Raw genomic sequence first — 18,477 nt, forward strand, 5'->3', positions numbered from 1 at the left:
GAGGCAAGGATGCACGTGCTGTGGGGAGCCGGCGGCATGGTCGCCCTGATCGGGCTGGCGCTGCTGCTGTCGGAGAACAGGCGAGGGGTGAAGTGGCGCACCGTGCTCGCGGCGCTGGCGATCCAGCTCGGGTTCGGGATCATCGTCCTCTTCTGGCCCACCGGTCAGCGGGCGCTGGGCAAGGTGTCCGAGGGGGTGCAGGCGGTGATCAACTCCTCCAACGAGGGCATCGGCTTCCTCTTCGGGCAGCTGATCCCCAACCCCGAGGACGGCATCATCTTCGCCTTCCAGGTGCTGCCGGTGATCATCTTCTTCGCGTCGCTGACCGCGGTCCTCTACCACTGGGGGATCCTGCAGTTCGTCGTCGAGAAGCTCGGGGCCGCGCTCGGCTGGGCGCTGGGCACCAAGAAGGCCGAGTCGGTCAACGCCGCCGCCAACATCTTCGTCGGGCAGACCGAGGCTCCCCTGGTCATCCGGCCCTACCTGAAGGGGCTGACCCGCTCGGGGCTCTTCGCGGTCATGGTCGGTGGCCTGTCGACCGTGGCCGGGTCGGTGCTCGTGGGCTACTCGCTGCTGGGCGCGCCGTTGGAGTATCTCATCGCAGCCTCGTTCATGGCCGCACCCGGCGCGCTGCTCATGGCCAAGATCGTGGTGCCCGAGGGGACCGAGGCCAAGGACCGGCGTCGGCGCAAGGGCGCAGAGGACGAGGACGAGGCGGCCACCGACGCCGAGACCGAGACCGCTACCGAGACCGAGACCGAGCTCGAGACTGTCGGCGCACGGTCGGACGGGCAGGCGGCAGGTGGCTCCGCCGTCTCCGGCGTGGACGGCCGCGAGGTGACGCGCGACGACCGCGGGCGCCCCGAGCGCCGGGACGACGACGGCGACGGCCTCCTCGACGAGGGGCAGGAATATCGCAACGTCATCGACGCGGCCGCCTCCGGCGCGGGCGAGGGCCTGAAGCTGGCGCTCAACATCGGCGCCATGCTGCTGGCCTTCATCTCTCTCATCGCCCTGATCAACCTGCTGCTGGGCGTCGTCGGCGGCTGGTTCGGCGCGGAGGACCTGACCTTCGAGCAGATCCTGGGCTACGTCTTCGCCCCGATCATGACGCTCATCGGCGTCCCGTGGGCCGAGGCGACCGGGGCCGGCAGCTTCGTGGGCCAGAAGGTCGTGGTCAACGAGTTCGTCGCCTTCTCCAACTTCGCCCCGGAGATCGAGGCCTACAGCCCGCGGACCGCCGCGATCATCACCTTCGCGCTGACCGGCTTCGCCAACCTCGGCTCGCTGGGCATCCTGCTCGGCGGCCTCGCCAGCCTGGTCAAGGACCGTCGTCCCGAGATCGCCGAGCTCGGCATCCGGGCCATCGTGGCGGCCACCCTGGCCAACTTGATGTCGGCCGCGATCGCCGGCATGCTGATCACCTGACGACCCACGAGAGGCACCACGGGGGATGACGAGGAGAAGGCGAGGGATGCCCCATACCCTCCTGGCCTTCGGCGCCGCACTGCTGCTGTCGGCCTGCGGCCCCGACGCCGAGGAGCTCAGCGGCACCCTCACCGCCGGCATCGACGAGCAGGGCTGCGAGCGGCTGCTGTCCGGACCGGCGACGGAGGAGCTGACCGGGCCGCAGGGCTCCCACCGCCTGCACGAGGTCGGCGGACTGCCCGCCTGCCAGGCCCTGACCAGCGGCGACAACGGCGCCCGGGTGACGGTCGTGCGCGTGCCGGCGGCGCAGTGGGCGGGCACGCAGTACTGGACCTTCATGGACCTGCTGCCCGCGCACCCCACCGACGCCGACGCCGACCCCCGGCTCCTGGAGCTGATGGAGTCGCTGCGCGAGAAGACGCTGCCCGACGAGGACGCGTGCGAGCTCTTCGTCGCGCTGGCCGAGGAGAGGCACGGGTCTGCCGAGCCCCTCGTCATCTCGCCCGCGGCGCTCGGCGGCCTCTCGCTCCTGTCGGCCCAGGCGTGCGGCGGAGGCCAGTTCGCGCTGGTCACCATGGAGTCCGCCACAGACCTGGAGCTGACGCCGGAGCGTGAGTCGTTGCTGCGCGCGGCCGTCGACGAGCTGCACCCGGCGGATCTGGCCCCGGGAGGCTGAGCGGGGTCCGCTCGGCTAGCGTCGTGGCATGCGAGCGATCACCATCACCGAGCCCGGTCAGGCCGACGTCCTCGTCGAGGCCGACGTCCCCGATCCCGCCCTCTCCGACGGCGAGGTGCTCGTCGAGGTCGTCTCGGCGGGCGTGAACCGCGCCGACGTGCAGCAGCGGATGGGCTACTACCCGCCCCCGCCCGGCGCCTCCGAGCTGCTCGGCCTGGAGGTCAGCGGCCGGATCGCCGAGCTCGGGCCCGGCACGGAGGACTCCGGCTGGCAGGTCGGCGACGAGGTCTGCGCGCTGCTGGCCGGCGGAGGGTATGCGGAGCTCGTCGCCGTCCCCGTCGGTCAGCTCCTGCCGATCCCGGCCGGCGTCAGCCTGGCCGACGCGGGAGGCATCCCCGAGGTGGCGTGCACGGTCTGGAGCAACCTGGTCAACCAGGCAGGGCTTTCCGAGGGAGAGACGGTGCTGCTGCACGGCGGCTCCAGCGGCATCGGCACGATGGCGATCCAGGTCGCCAAGGCGCTCGGCGCCCGGGTCGCGGTGACGGCGGGCTCGGCCGACAAGCTCGAGGCCTGCCGCGAGCTCGGGGCCGACATCCTCATCAACTACAAGGAGCAGGACTTCGTCGAGGAGCTCAAGGCCGCCACCGACAGCCACGGCGCCGACGTCATCCTCGACGTGGTCGGCGCGAAGTACCTGGCCCGGAACGTCGACGCCCTCGCCGACGGCGGACGCCTGGTCGTCATCGGGCTGCTCGGCGGCCGCAAGGCCGAGCTCGACCTGGGCAAGCTGCTGCCCAAGCGGGCCTCGGTCGCCGCGACCTCGCTGCGCAGCCGTCCGCTGGAGGACAAGGCCCGCATCGTCCGCGAGGTGCGGGAGACGGTCTGGCCCTGGATCGAGGAGGGCCGCGTGCGCACGGTCATCTCCTCCCGCCACCCGCTGGCGGAGGCCGCCGCGGCGCACCGCGAGATGGAGGAGTCCGGCCACATCGGCAAGATCCTCCTGGAGGTCACGACCTCCTGACGTCGTCCGGGCCCTCGTCGACCTGGCCCCCGTCGACCGCGGTCTGGACCTCCACGTCGCCGGTGCCCGTGGCGTAGGCGCCGTCCGCGGCCCCGCTGGTCAGGGCGTCCTGCACCAGCCGACCGGGGCGCCGGTCCGCGCCGGCACCGGCCAGCACGTCGAGGATGCCGCGGGTGTCTCGGTCGGCCTTGCCCAGCTCCTTGCGCGTGGTCCATCTGGCCTTGCGCGCCTCGGTGGCCAGGGCGATCTCCGGCTTGTCCTCCAGGCTGACCCGGAAGATCACGTCGACCCCCTGCTCCAGCGGGTCCACCCGGACCGCGACGGGATCACCGGGATCGATGTCGAGCCCCACCTCCTCGAGCACCTCCCGACGCACCGCCTCGGTCGGCTCCTCGCCCCGGCCCAGCAGCCCGCCGGGCAGGCTCCACCCTCGCCGGTGCGGCTGCCAGAGCACGAGGATCTCGTCGTCGTGCTCGATGACGCACACCGCGCCCACGGTGAAGGAGGGGGCCACGGTGCGCACGACGGTCCGCTTGATCGGCCCCGGAGTCACCCGGAAGGCCACCAGCGCGGCCGTCCCCATCTTGCGGCGCAGCGTGCTCAGGTCCACGCGCTCACCCAACCACACGGCACCGACATCGGCCCGTCAGACCGTCATCCGTCGGCCGTCATCCCGTCGCCGCGGCCGCCGCCCGTCCCGCCGCGCGCCCGGAGAACAGGCAGCCACCCAGGAAGGTCCCCTCCAGCGAGCGGTAACCGTGCACCCCGCCGCCACCGAACCCGGCGACCTCACCTGCCGCATACAGACCTGGGACGATCTGGCCGCCGTCGCCGAGGGCGCGGCCGTCGAGGTCGGTCTGCACGCCGCCGAGCGTCTTGCGCGTCAGGACCCGCAGCCGCAGGGCGACCAGCGGCCCGTGCTTCGGGTCGAGGAAGCGGTGCGGCGAGGCCGTGCGGATGAGCTTGTCCCCGCGCGACCTGCGCGCCGCCCGCACGAGCGCGGTCTGCACGTCCTTGCCGTAGTCGTTGTCCAGCTCCCGGTCGCGCGCCTCGACCAGCTCGCGCACGGCGGCGGGGTCGAGCAGGTCCTCCCCGGTCAGGCCGTTCATCTTCACGACCAGCTCCTCCACGGTCGTGGCCTCGACGACATCGGCCCCGTGGTCGACGAAGGCCTGCACCGGCCCCGGCACGTCGGTCGTCACCCGACCGAGCACCTGCCGCACCGACCGCCCGGTGAGGTCGGGATTCTGCTCGGAGCCGGAGAGGGCGTACTCCTTGCCCAGGATCGTGTGCGTGGCGATGAACCAGCTGTGGTCGTGCCCGGGCGCGGTCGTGCGCAGGTGCTCCAGCGTGCCGAGGGTGTCGAAACCCGGCAGGTATGGGGCAGGCAGTCGCCTTCCCGTCGCGTCCAGCCACAACGAGCTGGGACCGGGCAGGATCCGGATGCCGTGCCCCGGCCAGACCGGCGCGTGGTTGGGCAGGCCCTCGACGTAGTGCCACATGCGGTCCCGGTTCACCAGCCGGGCGCCGGCGGCCACGACCGGCTCGAGCATCGACCCGTCGACATAGGCCGGCACCCCGGTGACCATCTCCCCCGGCGGGGCCCCGAGCCGCTGCGGCCAGAACTGCCGCACCAGGTCCTCGTTGGCCCCGATGCCGCCGCTGGCGACGACCACGGCCTGGGCGGACAGCTCGAAGTCCCCGACCTCCTCCCGGCTCGAGGGAGCACCCCGCTCGACCTCGTCCGGCGCCAGCACCCGGCCCCGCACGCCGGTCACCGCACCGTCGGTCACGACCAGCCCGGTCACCCGGTGCCGGCCGCGCAGCTCGACCAGCCCCGCCTCGACCCCGGCGCGGACCTCCCGCTCGAAGGGCTCGACGACGCCCGGCCCCGTCCCCCAGGTGATGTGGAAGCGCGGCACCGAGTTGCCGTGGCCGGTCGCGGTCCCGTCCCCCCGCTCGGCCCAGCCCACGACGGGGAAGAAGCGCACGCCCTTGTCGCGCAGCCAGGCCCGCTTCTCCCCGGCGGCCCACTCGACATAGGACCGGGCCCACCGCACGCCCCACAGGTCCTCGTCGTCGCCACGGTCGAAGCCCGCGCTCCCCCGCCAGTCCTGCCAGGCCAGGTCGAAGGAGTCCTTGATCCCCATCCGCCGCTGCTCGGGGCTGTCGACCAGGAAGAGCCCGCCGAAGCTCCACCAGGCCTGCCCGCCCAGGTGGGTGGTCGACTCCTGGTCGACCAGCACCACCCGACGTCCTGCGGCCACCAGCTCGCTGGTGGCGACCAGTCCGGCCAGCCCGGCCCCGACCACGATGACGTCAGCGTCCATGACGGAACACTAGTCCGGCGCACTAGGCTCGGTGCCGATGCGCACCCGTGAGCCCATCCGTCGCAGCCTGCTGGTCGGGCTCCGTCGTGCTGTCCTGGTGCTCGTGATGGCCCTGGTCGCCTTCACCGGCGGCGTGGCCACCACCCAGCTGTGGCCGGTCGAGGCCGCGACGCGCTACTTCTCGGCCGAGGTGTCCGTCGAGCCCAACCTCGGCTCCACCGTGCACCTGCCCACCGTCGTGGGCGACGTGTTCGTCGACTTCCACGGACCCCTGCCCGCGCCGGGCCTGACCGCCCAGGTCCAGGTCCGTGACGAGGTGACCGACCTGCTGCGCAGCGGCCGCCTGCAGAGCGCCGACCTCCAGCCCGACCAGGCCGAGCTGCGCGCCGCCATCGACGACGGCGTCCGCGAGGTCGCGTGGAAGTTCGCCGCCGGCGCGATGGGCACCACGCTGCTCGCGCTCCTGGCGTATGCGGTCGCTCGCCCCCGGCGCACACCTCACGTCTTCCTGGTGTCGGGCCTGGCCACGGCCCTGGCCCTCGCGGGGCCGGGGGCTGCCGCATACCTGACCTATCGGACCGCGAACGTCGCCGAGTTCCGCGCCACCTCGCTGCTGTCCCTGGTGCAGGCCAACCGGGGGATCCTCACCGACCTGACCCGCAACGCCGACCACGGCGCGATCTACGTCACCAACCTGCTGGCGCTCTCGGACGCGGTGCGGCAGGAGTTCAACCCCGACGCCGAGACGCTGCCGCCGGGGGCCAAGTTCCTGCTGGTCAGCGACATCCACGGGCTCAACCACTATCCGCTGATGCGCGAGATCGTGGAGAACGAGGACATCGACGCCGTCATCGACACCGGCGACCTGGTCAACTTCGGCCAGCCGCGCGAGGGCAACCTGACCGGGATCTACCAAGGCATCCAGAGCCTGGGCGTGCCCTACATCTTCACGCGGGGCAACCACGACGCGCTGTCCTCGACCGACGAGAACGTGCTGCGCCGCCTCTCCCGCCTGCCCAACGTGGTCCTGCTCGAGCCGACGCAGGGCGAGTTCGTGCGGGCCGCGGTCAACGGCGTCACCGTCAGCGGCTTCAACGACACCCGCTACTACAACCAGCGCGGCGCCGACTTCGCCGAGGAGCAGACCGTCATCGCGGCGGCCTTCCGGGAGGCGACCGAGGGGCTGACCCCGACCGACATCGTGGTGACCCACCAGCCCTATGCCGCGCACCGCGTCCCCACGCGCGCGGTCACCCTCAACGGACATATGCACGCGCGGGGCCTGGACGGCTCCCACATCCAGCTGGGGTCGTTCACCGGTGGCGGGGTGGTCAACCAGTTCCGCATCCCGCCGCTGACCGACAGCTCCAAGGAGGCGGCCGAGGAGAACCCGGAGACCGCCGGTGAGCTGATCGGCCACCCCTACTCCTTCGACGTGCTCACCTTCGGCACCGACTGCTCGGTCACCCGGCTGACGCGCTACAGCTATCGCAACCTGGTCTCCGGGCGGCCGCAGTTCGACGACGTCTCGATCATCAACGGCCGCACCGTCCAGGAGTCCGCTCCCCAGGAGGGTCGGGTATGCGGTCCCGACCTCGGGGTGCAGATCGATCCCCTGCTCGAGGCCCAGCCTGCGCTCGGGAGCGAGGGCGAGGGTGGAGCTGGCGGCGTTGACGACTCTGGAGATGACGCCGACGGGGCCGAGGGCGGATGACCTCCAGCGCCGCGCCCTGGCCCGCTCCTGACCTGAGCTCAGCCAACCGGAGGTGCGCCGAGCACCCACCGGTGGCGAACCTCATACCTGGGCGTCCGGCGCGGGCCCTCCCCCAGGTGCGAGGCCATCAGCACCAGGTCCTGCACCTGCCAAGCCGGCGAGACGAGCGTGTCCAGCGACTGGAGCAGATGACCCGCCGGCCCCGGGCGGCCGACCGACCGGGCCAGGGTGAGATGGGGGTGGAAGCGGGTGCCGTCGACGCGGGCCCCGGCGTGGTTGGCGACGGCGCGCAGCCCCTTGGCCCACCCGGGCAGCACGCTGGCGGAGCCCTCGTCCACCGAGGGGTCGGCGTCGGCAGAGCCCTCGGCCTTCTCCTCGATGCCCGCCCACAGCACACGGGCGGAGCCGGGGTCGGGGAAGGCGCCGGCACCCTTGAGCCGGAGGCCGAGCGGTGACTGGCGGGCGGCCCACTCCTCACCCGCCTCGATCAGGGCCTCCTCGCGCCAGCCGTCCAGGTCGGGGATGAACGCGAGAGTGATGTGCAGGTGCTCGGAGCGGGTCCAGCGCCACTGACCGCGGTCGGCCAGGGCGTCCCGGCGCGGGGCCAGGAAGATGTCGAGCTGATCGACCACCTCGGGCGGGGGCAGGATCGCGACGAAGACTCGCATGCCGACCATCCTCGCGCATGTGCGATGGTGGGCCGGTGACCGCGACGCCGCCCGCCAACGATTCCAAGGCCAGCTCGATCGCCTGGGCCATCGCGACCATCGTGGTCGCCCTGGTGGCCGGACTCATCGCCTACCTGGCCATGAGCCAGCGTGGGGACGGCACCGCCGCCGCGCCTCCGGCGACCGCACCCGCCACGGCACCGGCGGCTCCGACGCCGGACCCGGCCCAGGCCCCCGCCGCGCCGGAGGCCGCTCCGCAGACCCCGAGCCCCGAGGTCCAGCAGATGCTCATGGACCTGCAGCGTCGGGACCCCGAGGACCCCATGGCGGTCGGCGAGGTCGACGCCCCGGTCGTGATGATCGAGTACGCCGACTACCGCTGCCCCTACTGCACCCGGTTTCACCTGGAGACCCGCCCCGAGCTGATGCCGCTGGTCGAGGACGGGACGCTCCGGATCGAGTTCCGTGATCTCGTCCTGTTCGGCGAGGGCTCCCAGGACGCCGCGATCGCGGCCCGCGCCGCGGCGCAGCAGGACAAGCTCGTGGACTACCAGTCGGCGGTCTTCGAGCGCTCGAGCGAGGGCCGGGCCGAGCTGACCCGCGACGACCTCGTGGCGATCGCCGAGGAGGTCGGGGTGCCCGACCTCGACGCCTTCACCGAGGCGCTGGATGACGAGGAGCTCGCGGCCGCGGTCGAGGCCGACACCACCGAGGCCCGCTCGCTGGGCATCAGCTCGACGCCGACCTTCCTGATCAACACCGCCGTGGTGCAGGGCGCCTACGAGGCCGCCCACTTCCGCACCGTGATCGAGCAGCAGAAGGAGCTCGCAGCCACCCCGTGATCCGGGTTGTGCCGGGGCCGATGTCGGCGACCTCAGCCGATGACGGTAAACCTCACATCTGCCCAGGTTCCAACCTGGGCAGATCTCCGGTTTGGCGACATGTGTGGCGCCCTCCGACATCTGTGGGCCGAGGGTGACTTCGAATGGCGCGGTGGCCGAGTCAGGAGCGGTCGGCGGGAGCCGAGGGCGCAGCCGTCTGCGGCAGGCTCAGGTCCGGGTCGATCGTCTCGCGCTCGGGGTGCGCACCGACCGGGCAGGCGGCGGCCTCCCGGCGCAGGCGGCGGTGGCTGGCCACCCGGTGGCTGACGGCCACGATGAGCGCGACCAGCACGGTGGCCAGGACGACCAGAACGCGCCGGTCGGCGACGGCAGCCTCGAAGAAGGCGGCCCACATGGCGAAGCCGATGGTCGAGTAGATCAGGCCCCAGGCCAGCGCCCCCAAGGACTGGGCCAGGGTGAAGCGCAGCCAGCGCATGCGGATGACGCCGGCGGAGGCCAGCACCACGGTCTGGATGCCCACGGTCAGGTAGGCCAGCGGCACGGCGAAGATCCCGCACCGCTGCACCGCGTCACGCCCCCGGTCGACGGCGTTGCTCGAGAGCCAGCCGTGGACGCGGGCCTGCCAGCCCTCCGCCGGGCGGGTGCGCTTGAGCGTCTGCTCGGTGACGTAGCGGGCGATCCAGTAGGTGGCCTGCCCGCGCAGCATCGCGATGCAGAAGAGGAAGGCCAGGGCGAGGCCGAAGGGATAGCCGTTGAACATCTCCATGCCGGCCCTCAGCCCCTCAGCCCGGCGGCGTGCTCAGGAGCCTTCGCGGCCCCGAGGGAGGCGAAGACGGATTCGTTGAGCTGGAAGGCATGCACGGCAGCATCAAGGGTAGCCTGCCGCTGCGCCTCCCCCAGCGGGATCCCGTCCAGCGCCGCCCGGTAGCCGTCCTTGTAGACCTTGAGCTTGTCGATCCCCTCGAAGCGGTAGAAGGTCAGCCCGTCGGCGGGGATGTCGTAGTGACGGCCGGCCAGGGTGGCGATGATCTGGCCGCCGGACAGGTCGCCCAGGTAGCGCACGTAGTGGTTGGCCAGGATCACCTCGGTGCTGTGGTGCTCGCGCAGGTATGAGGCGTAGGCCACCGTGGCCCCGGTCAGGGGGAGCCGCCCGTCGGCCAGCCGCACCTCGCAGTCAGGACCGACCAGCACCTCGAGGTCGTGCTCCAGGGCCGCGACGCGGTCCAGGCGCCGGTCGTCGACGTGCGCGAGCACCGGGTCGTCGGCGTAGTGCTCGTGCAGGACCTCCTCCAGAGCCCGGTAGATCACCAGCTGCTGGGCGGCCAGCGCGACGAACGCGCGGCGGCACGCCCGCCCCTCCATCAGGTCGGAGATGAAGCTGGACCGCTCGGCGCTCTCGTGGGCGGCGGCGGTCGTGGTGCGCAGCGCGACCGACAGAGGCAGGGCGTCGGGCTGGGGGTCGGACATCGGGAGTCTCCTGGGCGGCCGGGGATCAGCCCGCGCAGGCGGACCTCACCCTCTTTAGGTAAGGACAACCTAACCAAAAAAGACCGAAGACGCCACCCCCACGAAAGACGCTGCACCGCATACCCTCAGCCACATGAGGATCGTCGTCGCCCTCGGAGGCAACGCCCTGCTCGAACGGGGCCAGGTGCCCGACGCGGAGGCGCAGGTGCGCAACATCCGCCGCGCGATGCGCGCGCTGGCGCCGCTGGTGGACGAGCACGACGTGGTGATCACGCACGGCAACGGCCCGCAGGTGGGGGTGCTGGCGATGGAGAGCGCGGCCGACCAACGCCTCACCGAGCCCTATCCCTTCGACGCGCTGGGCGCGATGACGCAGGGGCTGATCGGCTACTGGCTGCTGCAGGCGATCGGCAACGAGCGGCCCTACCGGCAGTTCGCGGCGATCCTCAACCAAACGCTGGTGGATCGCGACGACCCGGCGTTCGAGGACCCGACAAAGTTCGTCGGGGAGGTCTACGACGAGCAGACCGCCCACGAGCTGGCGGAGAAGAACGGCTGGGAGGTCCGGCAGGACGGCGACCGCTGGCGTCGCGTCGTCCCGTCGCCGCAACCGCGGGAGATCATCGAGACCCGGCTCATCGACAACCTGCTGGACCAGGGCGTCATCGTGATCTGCGCCGGCGGCGGGGGCGTGCCGGTGGTGCTCCAGGAGGACGGCGACCTCGCCGGCGTCGAGGCCGTCATCGACAAGGACCTCAGCGCCGCCCTGCTGGCCCACCGCCTGGGCGCCGACCGGCTCCTCGTGCTCACCGACGTCTCGGCCGTGATGGAGGACTTCGGCACCGACGAGGCGCGGCCCATCTCGCGGGCGACCCCCGAGGAGCTCCGCGCGCTGGACCTGCCGGAGGGGTCGATGGGACCCAAGGTCGAGGCGGTATGCCGTTTCGTCGAGAGCGGTGCACCGGGCGCGGCGGCGGCGATCGGCAACCTGGAGGACGCGGTCCGGCTCGTCGATGGGACGGCCGGCACCTACGTCACCCGGTAGTCGCGCTCAGCTCTCGAGGCGCGGGCTCAGCCCTTGAGCTCGTCGGCCAGCACGCCCTGCGCCCAGGCGCCCACGACGGGGGTCCACTCGCGGACGGCCACCTGGTCGACCAGGCCCTGCTGCTGGAAGGGGTCCTCGCGCAGCAGCTCCACCAGCTCGGCGGCGCTGCTGCCGCGCAGGAGCAGGAGCGCGGCGTCGGGGGCGCCCTCGACCGAGGCGTAGGGGCCGGACATCAGCACCACGCCCTCCGCGGCGAGCCCGCCCAGGAACTCGCGGTGCGCGGGCCGGTGCTCGTCGCGCGCGGCGGTGTCGTCGGAGTAGGAGTAGTGCACGGCGAAGAGGCTCATGCCCTTGATCGTAGTGAGGCTCGCCACTCCCCGGGGCCCCAGATCTCCTGCACCCTCGTCCGTCCCCTCAACCCTTGCACCCGCATTCATAGATTGCTAGCATCCTATCCATGGAAGAGAAGGCGCAGTTCAACGTCTACCTCCCGCGCGACCTCATCACCGCCGTCAAGCACCGGGGCATCGACGAGGGGCTCAGCCTCTCGGCCCTGGTCGAGAAGGCGTTGCGCGCCTACCTCGCCGACAAGGAGTGATCCCATGTCCCCCCAGCAGCACGCCTCGGAGCAGGCCACCACGCAGGACACGAGCACGAGCATGGAGAGCAGCATGAGCACGATCACCGACCTGACCGCCCGGCCGATCCGCTTCACCGCCGACATCCCTGCCTGGCAGCGCATCCTGGAGACCCTGGGCGGCGTCCTCATCAGCGAGCACCCCGGCTGGCTGGTCTACCAGCTCGGGTCGGGCCGCGTCGCGCTGCACGCCAGCAATCCCGACCAGCCCGCCGGCCGCACGACCCTGCCGCTGGAGACGTCCACCCCCGTGGAGCAGGCCGTGCGCATCGCCGCCGCGGCCGGCGCCCCCATCGAGCTGAGCGAGCAGGACCACGGCACCGCCGGCCTGGTCACCGCGGCCGACGGCACGACCTTCACCCTCGACTCCCCCACCGAGGCCCCGGAGGACACCCCCGCCGCGGAACCGCGACTGTCGGTGGTCGGCATCTGGTACACCACCACCCCCGCGGAGGCCCGGCGCGTCCTGACCTCGCTCGGCGCCCGCCCGCGCCTGATCGCCGACGACGGTGTCTGGACCGACCTGACCTGCGACGGCGGCGGCCTGATGGCGACCCACGCCGCGGACTCGGTCGGCGCGGAGCTGGCCTTCGAGTGGGCCGGCAACGTCGAGGAGGCCAAAGCGCTGCTGGACGCCGCCGGGATCGGGTCGGCGCTCATCGACGAGACCTACAGCCGGACCCTGCAGATCGTCGACCCCGACGGGGTCAAGGAGATCTGGATCAACGAGCGTCAGTCCGACCTCTACGGCTACACCCTGGCCGAGATGGACTGATCTCGGTCACGGGGGATCGAGCGGGTCGAGGGCCTGACGCAGGTCGCGCCACAGGTCCTCGACCGCCTCGACCCCGACCGAGAGCCGCACCAGGTCCGCCGGCACCGTCTCGACCTCGAGGGGGTGCCGGCGGCGGCGCTCCAGCTGCGACTCGACGCCGCCCAGGCTGGTCGAGTGCGTCCACAGCCGCACCCGTTCGCACACCCTCTCGGCGGCCTCGGCGTCACCGCCCAGCTCGATCGAGACCATCGCCCCGAAGCCTGGATACCGCACGGCGCTGACGGCCGGGTGGTCCCCGAGGCGCTCCGCCAGGACCGCGGCGGAGGCCGAGGCCCGCTCCACCCGCAGCGCCAACGTCCGGACACCCCGCAGCACGAGCCAGGCCTCCATCGGCCCCGGGATCGCCCCGTGCAGGGTCCGGTAGGTGCTCCACCGCTCCAGCAGGTCCGGCCGACCCGGTGCCACCACGAGGGCGCCGAGCAGCACGTCGGAGTGACCGGCCAGGTACTTAGTCGCCGAGTGCAGGACCGCGTCGACGCCCCAGGCCAGGGGCCGCTGCACCAGCGGGGTGGCGAAGGTGTTGTCGCACACGACGAGGGGGCGGGCGGCCGCATACCGCTCCTCGAGCCGACCCATGACCGCGGCGACGTCGGTGACCTCCATCATCGGGTTGGTCGGCGTCTCCAGCAGGAGCAGGGCGGCCCCGTCGCAGGCCTCGACGATCGCGTCGGTCTCGTGGGCCGGCACGTTGCGCACCTCGAGCGCGCCGGCCGCGACCCGCTCGGCCAGCAACCCACCGGTGCCGTTGTAGACGTGGGTCGGGGCGACGACCACGCTGCCCACCGGCAGGGACCCGACGACCGCAGCCACGGCGCCCAGGCCGGAGGCGAAGGTCAGCGCGTGGCCGCCCTCGAGCGAGCCGAGCACCTCCTCCAGCGCCTCCCAGGTCGGGTTGGAGGCGCGCGCATAGCTCACCTCGCCGCCGGCGAGATAGGTGGAGGAGAAGGTCACCGGGACGTTCACGGGGGCTCCGGGTATGCGGTCCGGCCGGCCGAGCGCGACCGCGCGGGTCGCGGGGTCGAGGCTCTCGTGCTGCTCCATCTCAGCCCTCCCGCCGGGCCTGGCGCTCGCGGTAGGCGGCCGCCGCCACCCGGTTGCCGCAGGTGGTGCTGCAGAAGCGGCGGGACCGGTTGCGGGACAGGTCGACGTGGACGTCCTGGCAGTCCTCGGCCTCGCAGGTGCGCAGCCGCCGGACCTCGTCGGCGCGCAGCACGTCGACGAAGGCCATCGCGGCCTCGACCGCCATCCGGGTGGCCAGCGGGGCATCGTCGGAGGTGGCGTGCAGGTGCCAGCCGAAGTCGTCGTGCCGGACGACGCGCGGCAGGGCCCGGGCCTCGGCGAGCAGGGTGTTCACGTGCTCGGCGATCTCTTCCTCCCCCAGCTCCCAGAGCACCGCCAGCCGCGGCCGCAGCGCCCGGACCGCGTCCAGCTCGGCGCGGTCACGCTGCCGCGAGCCGGACCAGCGCCACTCGCGCACGAAGTCGTCGAGGTCGGCCACCGTGCCCAGGGTGTCCTCCCCGGTGCCTCGACCGGTCGTGTTGACCAGGGCGGCCGCCCCCTGCAGCGCCAGCTCGGTGTCATGGGTGAATTGCATCTTGACTCCTGACACGCCTCTCATCTATCGTCATGTCCCTCAACGTCTGACACCCATGATCCCACGTCAGGCCGACGACTCTCGGCCGACCCGCACCGAGAGGGGGACGCGATGAGCGAGACCACCACCCACCAGGACGGCACCCCGCGCGAGACCGCGCCCGGGGCAGCGCGCCAGTCCGCGCGCCGGCCCGGCACCGACGGCCGCCCGGCCGGCGCCCGCCACCTGGTCGTCGGGCTGCTCATCGCCGTGCTCTCCGCGGCGATGTTCGGCACGTCCGGCGCGGTGGCCAAGAGCGTGCTCACCGAGGGTTGGACCCCGGGCGCCGCGGTCACGGCCAGGATCACGCTGGGAGCCCTGATCCTCCTGCCCTTCGTGGCCCTGGAGATGCGGGGGCGGTGGCACCTGCTGTCCCGTCCGCTGGCCTGGGTCCACCTGGCCCTCTTCGGGCTGATCGCGGTCGCCGGCTGCCAGCTCTTCTACTTCCTCGCCGTCGAGCGTCTCTCGGTCGGGGTCGCGCTGATGCTCGAGTACCTCGGCCCCATCCTGGTCGTGGGCTGGCTGTGGCTGGCCAAGGGGCAGCGTCCCCGCCCGCTCACCGTGCTCGGCATCGGGCTCGCGGTCGTCGGCCTCCTGCTCGTGCTCGACGTGCTCGGCGACATCGAGCTCTCCACCGCCGGCGTCCTGTGGGGCCTGGCGGCCGCGGTCGGCCTGGCGGTCTTCTTCGTGGTCGGCGCCGACGACGCCTCGGGCCTGCCGCCGATCACCTTCTCCGCGCTGGGGATGGCCGTCGGTGGCCTGGCCCTCGCGCTGGCCGGCCTGGTCGGGCTGGTCCCGATGGCCTGGTCCACCACCACCGCCACCCTCGCCGGGCTGACCGTGCCCTGGTGGGTCCCGATCCTGTGGCTGGGCCTGGTGGCCGCAGCCCTGGCCTACGTGACCGGCATCGCCGCCGCGCGCCGCCTCGGCGCCAAGGTCAGCTCGTTCGTCGGGCTGGCCGAGGTGATGTTCGCGGTGCTGTGGGCCTGGCTGCTGCTGGCCGAGCTGCCCGCCCCGGTCCAGCTGCTCGGCGGCGCCTTCATCCTGGCCGGCGTCGTGGCCGTCAAGCTCGACGAGCGGCCCGAGGACGTGCACCCGGACACCGGCCCGATCGAGGTCGAGCCCATCCCGGACTGACCGCCCCGGGTCCATCACCGGAGCTGGTGCCGGACCTCCTCCAGCATCTCCACCGCCGCCAGCAGCGCCTCCAGGTCCGAGGCCGGCGGACCGTCCGGCGACAGCACATAGGCCGCGACCCGGTCCGCCCCGGCCTCCACGAGCCGCCCCACCTTCGCGGTGACCGCGTCGACGTCCGCGCCGTGCCGCACGGCCATGAAGGTCAGGCACTCCAGCCCACCACCGACGCCGGCGGCGGTGCGGGCGCCGGTGGCGATCCGCATACCCTCCAGCAGGGCGTCGTCCCTCGTCCCGCCGGTGAACAGGACCCCGTCGCCCACCTCGCCGGCCAGCGCCAGGGTCTTGGGCCCCTCACCGCCGACGTAGAGCGGCAGCGGCTCCTGCGGCGGCCACTGCAGCCGCACGCGGTCGAGCCGCACGTAGTCGCCGCTCACCGTGACCTCCTCCCCCGCCAGCAGCGCGCGCAGAGCCACCGCCTGCTCGCGCAGCAGCGTCAGCGGGGAGGCCAGCTTGACGCCGGTCTGGCGCATCCAGTCCTGGACGCCGTGGCCGATCGTGGGCAGCAACCGCCCCGGGAAGAGCCGCGCGATGGTCGCGATCTCCATCGCCAGCAGCGCCACGTTGCGCAGCGGCACCGGCATCAGCCCGATCCCCACGCGCACCCGGTCGGTGCTGGCCAGGGCGACCGAGGCGGTGCTCAGCCCCGTGTGGGCGAAGCAGTCCTCCCACACCCACAGCTCGTCCAGCGTCGAGGCGTCGACCGCGCGCGCCACCGGCAGCAGGTGCTCCGGCGGCTGGTCCGGCGGGAAGATGAGTCCGATCTCGGCCATGTCTCTAGACTCCCACCCGTGATCGACGACGACCACTGGTCCGACTACAACGACCACCAGCTCACCACCGAGGCGGTGCTGTCCGGCTGGCAGGTCATCCACGTGGTCGCCCGCATGATGTGATGAGTCCATGACGAATCCCCTGCTGGCACCATCGACGCTGCCGTTCTCCCTGCCCGACTACGCCACGATCACCGACGCCCACGTCCGTGAGGCCCTCGAGGCCGGCATGGAGCAGCACCTCGCCGAGCTCGAGGCGCTCGCCGCCGACACCGAGCCCGCCACCGTGGAGAACGTCCTGCACGCCTGGGAGCGCACCGGCGCCACCCTGGACCGCACGCTCTCGGCCTTCTGGGTGGCCAAGGCCGCCGACACCAACGCCGAGCGCGACGCGATCATGGCCGAGTTCTCCCCCAAGTTGGCCGCCCACAACGACGCGATCATGCTCCACCGGGGCCTCTACGACCGGCTGCTGGCCCTGCGCGGGCGGGCAGAGGCCGGCGAGGTCGAGCTGGACGAGCAGGACGCCTTCAACCTCGCCGAGCGGATCAAGGGCTACGAGCGCGGCGGCATCGCCCTGGACGAGGCCGGCAAGGCCCGGCTGCGGGAGCTGAACGCCGAGCTGGCGACCCTGTCCAACGCCTTCGACACCGCGCTGGTCGCCGGCCGCAACGCCGCGGCCGTCCACGTCACCGACGAGGCCGAGCTCGCAGGCCTGTCCGAGGACGACAAGGCCGGGCTGGCCGAGGCCGCCCGCGGCCGCGACCTGGACGGCTGGCTCATCCCGATCGTCAACACCTCCGGCCAGCCGATCCTGGACTCCCTGGAGCACCGTGGCCTGCGCGAGCGGGTCTACCGCGCCTCCGTGGAGCGGGGTCTGTCCGGCGAGCACGACACCCGCGCCATGCTGGTCAGGATCGCCCGCCTGCGGGCCGAGCGCGCGACCCTGCTGGGCTACGAGCACCACGCGGCCTACGTCCACGAGGTCGGTTGCGCCCGCACCACCGACGCGGTCAACGACATCCTGGGCCGCCTCACCCCCGGCGTGGTCGCCCTGACCGACGCCGAGGCCGACAAGCTCGCCGCTCGTCTGGAGACGCTGGAGCCCGGCGCCACCCTGGAGCCGTGGGACTGGCAGTTCCTCGCCGCCCAGGAGGCCGCCGAGAGCGCCTTCGACACCGACAAGCTCAAGCCGTACCTCGAGTTCGAGCAGGTGCTGCAGAAGGGAGTCCTGGCCGCCGCCACCGCGCTCTACGGCATCACCTTCCACGAGCGGGAGGAGCTCGTCGGCTACACCGGCGACGCCCGCGTCTTCGAGGTCCGCGAGGAGGACGGCACCACCCTGGGGGCCTTCGTCATCGACCCGTTCACCCGCCCGACCAAGCAGGGCGGCGCGTGGATGACCTCGATCGTGGATCAGTCGCACCTGCTGGAGGACCTGCCGGTGGTGACCAACACCTGCAACGTCCCGCCGCCGGCCCCGGGCAGCCCGAGCCTGATGACCTGGGACAACGTCATCACGCTCTTCCACGAGTTCGGCCACGACCTGCACGGCCTGCTCTCCGACGTGCGCTACCCGAGCCGCTCGGGCACCAGCGTCCCGCGCGACTTCGTCGAGTTCCCCAGCCAGGTCAACGAGATCTGGGCGTGGGAGCCGAGCCTGATGGCCTCCTACATGCGCCACCACGAGACCGGCGAGCCGGTCCCGCAGGAGTGGATCGAGGCGCTCGTGGCCAACCGCACCGAGTCCGGCCGCGACACCCTCGAGCTCCTCGCGGCGATGCTGCTGGACCAGGCCTGGCACCAGACGCCGCTGGGCGAGCTGCCCGAGGACCCCGAGGGCGTGGAGGCCTTCGAGGCCGCCGCCCTCCAGCGCGCCGGCGCCGCGCACCGCCTCGTCCCGCCCCGCTACCGCTCCGCCTACTTCCACCACATCTTCGGCGGCGGCTACTCCGCGGGCTACTACTCCTACCTGTGGTCCGAGGTCATGGACGCCGACACCGTCGCCTGGTTCCGGGAGCAGGGCGACGACGACAACCCCGGGGGTATGACGCGTGCCGCCGGGCAGCGCTTCCGCACCGAGCTCCTGGGCCGGGGTGGTTCGATCGAGGCGATGGAGTCCTACCGCCGCTTCCGCGGCTCCGACCCGGACGTCTCCCACCTGCTGGCCCGCCTCGGCCTCACCGCCTGAGAGTCACCCCCTGGTCGTGTGGT

19 protein-coding genes are annotated in these 18,477 nt (G+C 72.5%); 10 read left to right on the forward strand and 9 right to left on the reverse strand.

Features of this window, described 5'->3' with window-relative positions; translation table 11 throughout:
- Nucleotides 1-9: 9 nt before the first annotated feature.
- From ACTMMA_RS05585 to ACTMMA_RS05595, 3 genes are read left to right on the forward strand one after another with little or no spacing between them, the layout of a single operon-like run.
- The gene (locus ACTMMA_RS05585) at nucleotides 10-1,428 is read left to right on the forward strand and encodes a NupC/NupG family nucleoside CNT transporter (protein ID WP_441189118.1); all 1,419 of its coding nucleotides are present in this window, start codon (nucleotides 10-12) and stop codon (nucleotides 1,426-1,428) included.
- Between the two features lie 46 nt (nucleotides 1,429-1,474).
- Nucleotides 1,475-2,104, forward strand: a complete 630-nt coding sequence (locus ACTMMA_RS05590) for a hypothetical protein (RefSeq protein WP_441189119.1) — start codon at nucleotides 1,475-1,477, stop codon at nucleotides 2,102-2,104.
- A 28-nt stretch (nucleotides 2,105-2,132) separates the two neighbouring features.
- A complete protein-coding gene (locus ACTMMA_RS05595) occupies nucleotides 2,133-3,125 on the forward strand; it encodes an NAD(P)H-quinone oxidoreductase (RefSeq protein WP_441189120.1) in 993 nt (330 codons plus the stop codon).
- Here ACTMMA_RS05595 and ACTMMA_RS05600 read toward each other — a convergent pair.
- Nucleotides 3,112-3,735, reverse strand: coding sequence for an NUDIX hydrolase (locus ACTMMA_RS05600; RefSeq protein WP_441189121.1), 624 nt, complete (start codon nucleotides 3,733-3,735; stop codon nucleotides 3,112-3,114). The two genes, ACTMMA_RS05595 and ACTMMA_RS05600, sit on opposite strands and share 14 nt — an antisense overlap.
- 58 nt (nucleotides 3,736-3,793) lie before the next feature.
- The gene (locus tag ACTMMA_RS05605) at nucleotides 3,794-5,455 is read right to left on the reverse strand and encodes an FAD-binding dehydrogenase (protein ID WP_441189122.1); all 1,662 of its coding nucleotides are present in this window, start codon (nucleotides 5,453-5,455) and stop codon (nucleotides 3,794-3,796) included.
- A 37-nt stretch (nucleotides 5,456-5,492) separates the two neighbouring features.
- On the opposite strand from ACTMMA_RS05605, the gene ACTMMA_RS05610 reads away from it, so the two are divergent.
- Nucleotides 5,493-7,169, forward strand: a complete 1,677-nt coding sequence (locus tag ACTMMA_RS05610; RefSeq protein WP_441189123.1) for a metallophosphoesterase family protein — start codon at nucleotides 5,493-5,495, stop codon at nucleotides 7,167-7,169.
- A 38-nt stretch (nucleotides 7,170-7,207) separates the two neighbouring features.
- Here ACTMMA_RS05610 and ACTMMA_RS05615 read toward each other — a convergent pair whose 3' ends face one another.
- Entirely contained in the window at nucleotides 7,208-7,837 is a 630-nt protein-coding gene (locus ACTMMA_RS05615) for a 2'-5' RNA ligase family protein (RefSeq protein ID WP_441189124.1), read from the reverse strand.
- Between the two features lie 35 nt (nucleotides 7,838-7,872).
- Here ACTMMA_RS05615 and ACTMMA_RS05620 point away from each other — a divergent pair, with 35 nt between their 5' ends.
- Nucleotides 7,873-8,679: a DsbA family protein gene (locus ACTMMA_RS05620; RefSeq protein WP_441189125.1), complete on the forward strand. Its 807-nt coding sequence runs from the start codon at nucleotides 7,873-7,875 to the stop codon at nucleotides 8,677-8,679.
- A 160-nt stretch (nucleotides 8,680-8,839) separates the two neighbouring features.
- On the opposite strand, the gene ACTMMA_RS05625 is transcribed toward ACTMMA_RS05620, so the two are convergent.
- Complete coding sequence (locus ACTMMA_RS05625) at nucleotides 8,840-9,445, reverse strand: DedA family protein (RefSeq protein ID WP_441189126.1); 606 nt, start codon at nucleotides 9,443-9,445, stop codon at nucleotides 8,840-8,842.
- 8 nt (nucleotides 9,446-9,453) lie between these two features.
- Complete coding sequence (locus tag ACTMMA_RS05630) at nucleotides 9,454-10,146, reverse strand: biliverdin-producing heme oxygenase (RefSeq protein WP_441189127.1); 693 nt, start codon at nucleotides 10,144-10,146, stop codon at nucleotides 9,454-9,456.
- Between the two features lie 133 nt (nucleotides 10,147-10,279).
- Here ACTMMA_RS05630 and arcC point away from each other — a divergent pair, with 133 nt between their 5' ends.
- Nucleotides 10,280-11,191 carry a carbamate kinase gene (gene arcC, locus ACTMMA_RS05635; protein WP_441189128.1) on the forward strand — a complete coding sequence of 304 codons (912 nt, stop codon included), beginning with the start codon at nucleotides 10,280-10,282 and terminating at the stop codon, nucleotides 11,189-11,191.
- A gap of 26 nt (nucleotides 11,192-11,217) precedes the next feature.
- Here arcC and ACTMMA_RS05640 read toward each other — a convergent pair whose 3' ends face one another.
- Nucleotides 11,218-11,538, reverse strand: coding sequence for a YciI family protein (locus ACTMMA_RS05640; protein ID WP_441189129.1), 321 nt, complete (start codon nucleotides 11,536-11,538; stop codon nucleotides 11,218-11,220).
- A gap of 110 nt (nucleotides 11,539-11,648) precedes the next feature.
- Here ACTMMA_RS05640 and ACTMMA_RS05645 point away from each other — a divergent pair, with 110 nt between their 5' ends.
- Together ACTMMA_RS05645 and ACTMMA_RS05650 are read left to right on the forward strand one after the other, a co-directional pair.
- Nucleotides 11,649-11,789, forward strand: coding sequence for a ribbon-helix-helix protein, CopG family (locus ACTMMA_RS05645; protein ID WP_441189130.1), 141 nt, complete (start codon nucleotides 11,649-11,651; stop codon nucleotides 11,787-11,789).
- Between the two features lie 4 nt (nucleotides 11,790-11,793).
- A complete protein-coding gene (locus ACTMMA_RS05650) occupies nucleotides 11,794-12,603 on the forward strand; it encodes a hypothetical protein (protein ID WP_441189131.1) in 810 nt (269 codons plus the stop codon).
- Nucleotides 12,604-12,609: 6 nt separating this feature from the next.
- On the opposite strand, the gene ACTMMA_RS05655 is transcribed toward ACTMMA_RS05650, so the two are convergent.
- Both ACTMMA_RS05655 and ACTMMA_RS05660 read right to left on the reverse strand, forming a co-directional pair.
- Nucleotides 12,610-13,704, reverse strand: a complete 1,095-nt coding sequence (locus ACTMMA_RS05655) for a trans-sulfuration enzyme family protein (RefSeq protein ID WP_441189132.1) — start codon at nucleotides 13,702-13,704, stop codon at nucleotides 12,610-12,612.
- Between the two features lies 1 nt (nucleotide 13,705).
- The gene (locus tag ACTMMA_RS05660) at nucleotides 13,706-14,257 is read right to left on the reverse strand and encodes a CGNR zinc finger domain-containing protein (RefSeq protein WP_441189133.1); all 552 of its coding nucleotides are present in this window, start codon (nucleotides 14,255-14,257) and stop codon (nucleotides 13,706-13,708) included.
- A gap of 111 nt (nucleotides 14,258-14,368) precedes the next feature.
- On the opposite strand from ACTMMA_RS05660, the gene ACTMMA_RS05665 reads away from it, so the two are divergent.
- Nucleotides 14,369-15,433, forward strand: coding sequence for an EamA family transporter (locus tag ACTMMA_RS05665; protein WP_441189134.1), 1,065 nt, complete (start codon nucleotides 14,369-14,371; stop codon nucleotides 15,431-15,433).
- A gap of 14 nt (nucleotides 15,434-15,447) precedes the next feature.
- Here the strand turns inward: ACTMMA_RS05665 and ACTMMA_RS05670 are convergent, their stop codons facing one another.
- The gene (locus ACTMMA_RS05670) at nucleotides 15,448-16,263 is read right to left on the reverse strand and encodes an LLM class flavin-dependent oxidoreductase (RefSeq protein ID WP_441189135.1); all 816 of its coding nucleotides are present in this window, start codon (nucleotides 16,261-16,263) and stop codon (nucleotides 15,448-15,450) included.
- Between the two features lie 130 nt (nucleotides 16,264-16,393).
- On the opposite strand from ACTMMA_RS05670, the gene ACTMMA_RS05675 reads away from it, so the two are divergent.
- On the forward strand, nucleotides 16,394-18,454 hold the full coding sequence (locus tag ACTMMA_RS05675) for a M3 family metallopeptidase (protein ID WP_441189136.1): 2,061 nt from the start codon (nucleotides 16,394-16,396) through the stop codon (nucleotides 18,452-18,454).
- Nucleotides 18,455-18,477 lie beyond the last annotated feature (23 nt).

Source organism: Ornithinimicrobium panacihumi (assembly GCF_052073805.1).
Lineage (GTDB): Bacteria > Actinomycetota > Actinomycetes > Actinomycetales > Dermatophilaceae > Ornithinicoccus > Ornithinicoccus panacihumi.

Excerpts from the sequence above, each read along its gene's own strand:
- arcC (WP_441189128.1), top strand. The coding sequence starts at position 10,280 with ATGAGGATCGTCGTCGCCCTCGGAGGCAACGCCCTGCTCGAACGGGGC.
- ACTMMA_RS05660 (WP_441189133.1), bottom strand. The coding sequence starts at position 14,257 with ATGCAATTCACCCATGACACCGAGCTGGCGCTGCAGGGGGCGGCCGCC.
- ACTMMA_RS05645 (WP_441189130.1), top strand. The coding sequence starts at position 11,649 with ATGGAAGAGAAGGCGCAGTTCAACGTCTACCTCCCGCGCGACCTCATC.
- ACTMMA_RS05590 (WP_441189119.1), top strand. The coding sequence starts at position 1,475 with ATGCCCCATACCCTCCTGGCCTTCGGCGCCGCACTGCTGCTGTCGGCC.
- ACTMMA_RS05675 (WP_441189136.1), top strand. The coding sequence starts at position 16,394 with ATGACGAATCCCCTGCTGGCACCATCGACGCTGCCGTTCTCCCTGCCC.
- ACTMMA_RS05630 (WP_441189127.1), bottom strand. The coding sequence starts at position 10,146 with ATGTCCGACCCCCAGCCCGACGCCCTGCCTCTGTCGGTCGCGCTGCGC.
- ACTMMA_RS05650 (WP_441189131.1), top strand. The coding sequence starts at position 11,794 with ATGTCCCCCCAGCAGCACGCCTCGGAGCAGGCCACCACGCAGGACACG.
- ACTMMA_RS05640 (WP_441189129.1), bottom strand. The coding sequence starts at position 11,538 with ATGAGCCTCTTCGCCGTGCACTACTCCTACTCCGACGACACCGCCGCG.
- ACTMMA_RS05615 (WP_441189124.1), bottom strand. The coding sequence starts at position 7,837 with ATGCGAGTCTTCGTCGCGATCCTGCCCCCGCCCGAGGTGGTCGATCAG.
- ACTMMA_RS05585 (WP_441189118.1), top strand. The coding sequence starts at position 10 with ATGCACGTGCTGTGGGGAGCCGGCGGCATGGTCGCCCTGATCGGGCTG.
- ACTMMA_RS05625 (WP_441189126.1), bottom strand. The coding sequence starts at position 9,445 with ATGGAGATGTTCAACGGCTATCCCTTCGGCCTCGCCCTGGCCTTCCTC.
- ACTMMA_RS05595 (WP_441189120.1), top strand. The coding sequence starts at position 2,133 with ATGCGAGCGATCACCATCACCGAGCCCGGTCAGGCCGACGTCCTCGTC.
- ACTMMA_RS05665 (WP_441189134.1), top strand. The coding sequence starts at position 14,369 with ATGAGCGAGACCACCACCCACCAGGACGGCACCCCGCGCGAGACCGCG.
- ACTMMA_RS05670 (WP_441189135.1), bottom strand. The coding sequence starts at position 16,263 with ATGGCCGAGATCGGACTCATCTTCCCGCCGGACCAGCCGCCGGAGCAC.
- ACTMMA_RS05605 (WP_441189122.1), bottom strand. The coding sequence starts at position 5,455 with ATGGACGCTGACGTCATCGTGGTCGGGGCCGGGCTGGCCGGACTGGTC.
- ACTMMA_RS05610 (WP_441189123.1), top strand. The coding sequence starts at position 5,493 with ATGCGCACCCGTGAGCCCATCCGTCGCAGCCTGCTGGTCGGGCTCCGT.
- ACTMMA_RS05655 (WP_441189132.1), bottom strand. The coding sequence starts at position 13,704 with ATGGAGCAGCACGAGAGCCTCGACCCCGCGACCCGCGCGGTCGCGCTC.